Annotated in this window: 3 protein-coding genes and 11 tRNA genes; 2 read left to right on the forward strand and 12 right to left on the reverse strand. The window is 31.1% G+C overall.

Translation table 11 applies throughout. The features are described from left to right. The first annotated feature begins 779 nt into the window (after positions 1 to 779). Positions 780 to 1,013 carry a hypothetical protein gene (locus BET03_RS09915; RefSeq protein WP_120169885.1) on the forward strand — a complete coding sequence of 78 codons (234 nt, stop codon included), beginning with the start codon at positions 780 to 782 and terminating at the stop codon, positions 1,011 to 1,013. A gap of 522 nt (positions 1,014 to 1,535) precedes the next feature. Further along, positions 1,536 to 1,916 carry a hypothetical protein gene (locus BET03_RS09920; RefSeq protein ID WP_120169887.1) on the forward strand — a complete coding sequence of 127 codons (381 nt, stop codon included), beginning with the start codon at positions 1,536 to 1,538 and terminating at the stop codon, positions 1,914 to 1,916. Positions 1,917 to 1,959: 43 nt separating this feature from the next. On the opposite strand, the gene BET03_RS09925 is transcribed toward BET03_RS09920, so the two are convergent. The 12 genes from BET03_RS09925 to BET03_RS09980 all read right to left on the reverse strand — a co-directional run bounded on the left by BET03_RS09925 (position 1,960) and on the right by BET03_RS09980 (position 4,463). Then, entirely contained in the window at positions 1,960 to 3,237 is a 1,278-nt protein-coding gene (locus tag BET03_RS09925) for an MBL fold metallo-hydrolase (protein ID WP_120169890.1), read from the reverse strand. 155 nt (positions 3,238 to 3,392) lie between these two features. Then, positions 3,393 to 3,469 (reverse strand) — tRNA-Arg (locus BET03_RS09930). A gap of 5 nt (positions 3,470 to 3,474) precedes the next feature. Beyond that, positions 3,475 to 3,548, reverse strand: a tRNA-Cys gene (locus tag BET03_RS09935). Between the two features lie 61 nt (positions 3,549 to 3,609). After that, positions 3,610 to 3,685, reverse strand: a tRNA-Gln gene (locus BET03_RS09940). A 16-nt stretch (positions 3,686 to 3,701) separates the two neighbouring features. Further along, positions 3,702 to 3,778 (reverse strand) — tRNA-His (locus BET03_RS09945). 15 nt (positions 3,779 to 3,793) lie between these two features. Further along, positions 3,794 to 3,867: transfer RNA gene (locus BET03_RS09950), tRNA-Gly, on the reverse strand. Positions 3,868 to 3,888: 21 nt separating this feature from the next. Next, positions 3,889 to 3,963: transfer RNA gene (locus BET03_RS09955), tRNA-Gly, on the reverse strand. A gap of 91 nt (positions 3,964 to 4,054) precedes the next feature. Continuing rightward, positions 4,055 to 4,139, reverse strand: a tRNA-Tyr gene (locus BET03_RS09960). A 9-nt stretch (positions 4,140 to 4,148) separates the two neighbouring features. Continuing rightward, positions 4,149 to 4,224, reverse strand: a tRNA-Thr gene (locus BET03_RS09965). 4 nt (positions 4,225 to 4,228) lie between these two features. Beyond that, positions 4,229 to 4,305: transfer RNA gene (locus BET03_RS09970), tRNA-Asp, on the reverse strand. 3 nt (positions 4,306 to 4,308) lie between these two features. Then, a tRNA-Val gene (locus BET03_RS09975) sits at positions 4,309 to 4,384 on the reverse strand. Between the two features lie 4 nt (positions 4,385 to 4,388). Beyond that, positions 4,389 to 4,463 (reverse strand) — tRNA-Glu (locus tag BET03_RS09980). Between the last annotated feature and the right edge of the window lie 12 nt (positions 4,464 to 4,475).

Here is a 4,475-nt window from a genome sequence, read left to right on the forward strand (position 1 = left end):
ATATTTTAATGTTGTTCAAAAGCATAGAACAGCTTTTAATTTTATTTATGTTTGATTACCTTCTTCTATCTTTTAAATGCTTTTTAATTCTCATTTTTATAGTTTTTCCATTTTCAAATAAAATATTCATACTTACAACTACCTTATTTTCAGCTTTTCCCTACTATATGAACTTAAATTTAATTTCTATAACACATAGGAAATTATAAACAAATAAAAATTGTAGATAAAATATAATTTCCGTTATGTGTTTCAAAAAAGTCAACCGTGAGAATCTCCTATTTTTAATAGAAGACTTTTTTTCTAACTTAATATAAATTCCTATTAAAGAATTTACCTGTATAATAAAATTACTCTATAAACTTTAAATAATTTTATATTAACTTTAATTGTAAGGATATTAAAACATTTTTTATCAAGATTGAACTTTATAATGTGAATTAATTAGCTTTACTATATTTTGTTAATGTTTTAAATATACATATCAAGAAACTTTAATTAATTAAATAAAAACAGAGCTTTTTCATCAAACCAGTAACCCCTTAAAATAATGATGTGTTATATTAGAATTGTTTTATAAGTAAAAAGTTTTTGATAAACCCTATAAAAATCTCATTAATATTCTTAATTTAAATAGAATTTTAAGGACTTTATTGCCGATATATATATAGCTGTATAACAAAATTGAAAAGGAACGATTCAGATTTTCATATTAGCTTGTCACACTTCTTTACATTTGGACATACTATGTACTGAACTAGAAAAAGGAGGTGGCGTAAATGCATAGAGATAAAAAACCAGTTGATGGTTGTAAGCAATTACCTGGAACAATAGTTCGTATTAAAATACCTGCAGGAGCTGTTATTAATCTTTTAAACCTCATTGAAGTAACTTCACCAACTGGTATTTGCCTGATTATTAGGCTGCCTATTTTTAAAGGAAATTTCAAATTAGACTCAATTGTTGAATCAATACAAGAAGCAGGGGGATCTATAGAAATCCAAGACCTATAATATAAATTTATCAGTGGCTCTTTTATGGGCCACTGATGTACATATTATGTAACGCAAATGCCATCTTTTTATTTTAAATTAGTTTCTAATTTATAGTTTTTATCATTTTTTATAACACATATTAAGTTATAAAGAAATAAAAACTGTTGATAAAATATATTTTCCGTCACGTTTTTCAAAAAAGTCAATCTTGAGAGTCTTTTATTAAAAACAAAAGACTTTTTTATTTTATTTGGTTAGTAACCATTGTATTTTTCTGTTTTTGTCTAATCTATTTTCTAGCTTTCGACTCAAATAGTAAATTGTCTCTTTTTTATGTAATTTTCATATACTAGCATATGTTGTGGATGCTCAGTAATATAAACTTATTTTCATATTAAAAAGATTCTATTGCTATCATCTTATTAAATGAAAAGCATTATTTAAAAATTGTTTGTATATTAATAATGAAATCATATAACTTCATAATATTTTTTTTATTACATAAAATATTATATATAATAATTAAAAAGGATGATAATAGTGGAAATAAGAGAAAATATGATTATACCTTTAGGATATGGAAAGTTTATTAGGTCAGATAAAATAATTGCTCTTGATCCAATAGAAGAAAAACGTGGTCCAGGACGTCGTACTTATGTATATGTTGAGGGTATTGATAATCCTATTGTAGCTTCTAGAACAGAAACTTCTATATTACACAATATAGTTAAAACTCCAAAAGAAGTTATGGAAGCTACAGCAGCTCTAGAGCTTTTACAGGATATTTTAGATGATGTACAACAAATTGGTCCTATGTTAAGAAAGAGTATAAAAAAGGAAGCTGGATTAGACTTAGATAAAATTGAAACTAAAGTTAAAGAAATACTTGACCATCAATTAGAGGATAATGAAACACACTAATACCATCTTATAAACCAAAAAGTCAGGGATTTCCCTGACTTTTTTAATTATTTGGATATTCAGATATGACTCTTCCATACTTATCTATTAATTTACCTTTGTCACCTTTATTATTCCATATATAATCTTTTGTCCATATAAGCACATCTTTATTATCTTTTACTAAATTTTTATTATAGCTACCAGATACTATTTTTATAGTACTGTTGCCTTTTAACATAAATCCTTTAGGAAAATTAAAAATTTGATCTCCTTTAACAGAAATTAGTTTCCAACCTGATAAATCTACATCAGCTTTTGATTTATTTTTTATTAAAACTATTTCATTTTTTAAATCTATTGATTGTATTACTATATCTTTAATTCTTTTTTGGTTAAAACCTATTGGATTAGCATTAAACTTAATATTATCTCCATCAGTTATAGCTACTATTGTTCCCTGTTTATCAGTTCTAAAAACTTTTATATTTTTTTTAAATAGCTTATTTAATGTTTCATTATGTGGATGTCCATACTCATTGTTCTTACCAACACTTATAATAGCATACTCAGGTTTTACTTTATCAAGAAATTTTAGACAAGTTGAACTACTACTACCATGATGGGCTACTTTTAATATATCAATGTCTTCTAATTTATTTAATACCTTATTCTCACTTTCAACTTCCATATCACCTGTAAATATAAACTCTACATCTTTATAATCTAATAGAGTTAGAACACTACTATTATTTTTATCTTTATATGTATCACCTGTTTCAATTATACGAAACTTAATATCTTTATCTAAATTAAATACCATATCCTTATCATATATTAAATTTGCTCCATTTTTTACTTCTTTAGTTACTGATTCTTTATAATCTTTAAAAGTTTTTGAAGAACTTTTTTTACCTGAATCTATTATGTTTTCAACTTTAAAGTTATCTATAACATTATCCAATCCACCTATATGATCCTCATGTGGATGTGTAGCTACTAGAATTTCTATATCATCTGTATTATTTTTTCTTAAATAATCTATAACAAGATTTCCATCATCATTATTACCACCATCTATTAAAATGTCGTATTCTTCATAGTCAATAAATATACAGTCTGCTTGACCTACATCTATAAAATGCACTTTCAACTCTTTTATACTATTTTGATTTACAGTATCAATATTGTTATTAGTATTATGGTCTAAACTTAATTTTTCAGTTGTTTCTTTAGGAGTACATCCACTTATAAGTAATGTTAAGATAATTAAAAGATTTACAATAGTATATTTAGTTCTTTTATTTAAAATCATTTTTGTAAATTTTAAAAATAATCTCACCTACAATACCTCCCAATTGCTCATTAATTATGTAAGTTTTATATGAATTATGAAGACTCTTAAAAATACAAAAAACTAAAAATGGAGGATCGGCTTCTTGCAGCAACCCTCCATTTTTCGATACGAATAATTTTATAATTTTTAAGTACTAATAATGGTGCGCCTAGGAGGACTCGAACCCCCAACCTTCTGATTCGTAGTCAGACACTCTATCCAGTTGAGCTATAGGCGCACTATTGGAGGCGGCACCCAGATTCGAACTGGGGATCGGGGATTTGCAGTCCCCTGCCTTACCACTTGGCTATACCGCCATATTATTTAAGTGTATAATTAAAAAATATTACTAGCAATTATTTGCTAGTATAAGTATATTGGCTGGGGCGGCAGGACTCGAACCTGCGCATGACGGAGTCAAAGTCCGCTGCCTTACCGACTTGGCTACGCCCCATTATTAAATTTGTATATGGGGTGGATAACGGGACTTGAACCCGTGACCTCCAGAGCCACAATCTGGCGCTCTAACCACCTGAGCTATACCCACCACGACAATAAAGTTTGGAGCGGGTGAAGGGAATCGAACCCTCGCAACTGGCTTGGAAGGCCAGGGCTCTACCACTGAGCTACACCCGCATATTTAAGAATTTGAAAATTTGGAGCGGGAGACGGGATTCGAACCCGCGACCCCCACCTTGGCAAGGTGGTGCTCTACCCCTGAGCTACTCCCGCACAAAATTAATTTTAAATGGTCAATTTTAAATTCAAAACAATCTTCCAATTAACTTCTTTTTATTCGACATTCTTTCCATTAGCAAAGAACTGGTGGAGGGAGTAGGATTCGAACCTACGAAGGCAGAGCCAGCGGATTTACAGTCCGCCCCCTTTGGCCGCTCGGGAATCCCTCCATATCTTCTTGGAGCTGGCGATCGGACTTGAACCGATAACCTGCTGATTACAAGTCAGCTGCTCTGCCAATTGAGCTACGCCAGCATGTTGGCGACCCGGAAGGGACTCGAACCCTCGACCTCCAGCGTGACAGGCTGGCATTCTAACCAACTGAACTACCGGGCCATGTGGTGGGCGCGACAGGACTTGAACCTGTGACCTCCTGCTTGTAAGGCAGATGCTCTCCCAGCTGAGCTACGCGCCCATGTTGGTGACCCTACCGGGATTCGAACCCGGGTTACCGCCGTGAAAGGGCGGTGTCTTAACCACTTGACCATAGGGCCACATTTGGTAGC

Source organism: Thermohalobacter berrensis, from assembly GCF_003609645.1.
In the GTDB taxonomy this organism is placed as follows: domain Bacteria; phylum Bacillota; class Clostridia; order Tissierellales; family Thermohalobacteraceae; genus Thermohalobacter; species Thermohalobacter berrensis.

Bases quoted from the DNA above. Each gene is read 5' to 3' on its own strand.
- BET03_RS09915 (WP_120169885.1), top strand. From the start codon at position 780: ATGCATAGAGATAAAAAACCAGTTGATGGTTGTAAGCAATTACCTGGA.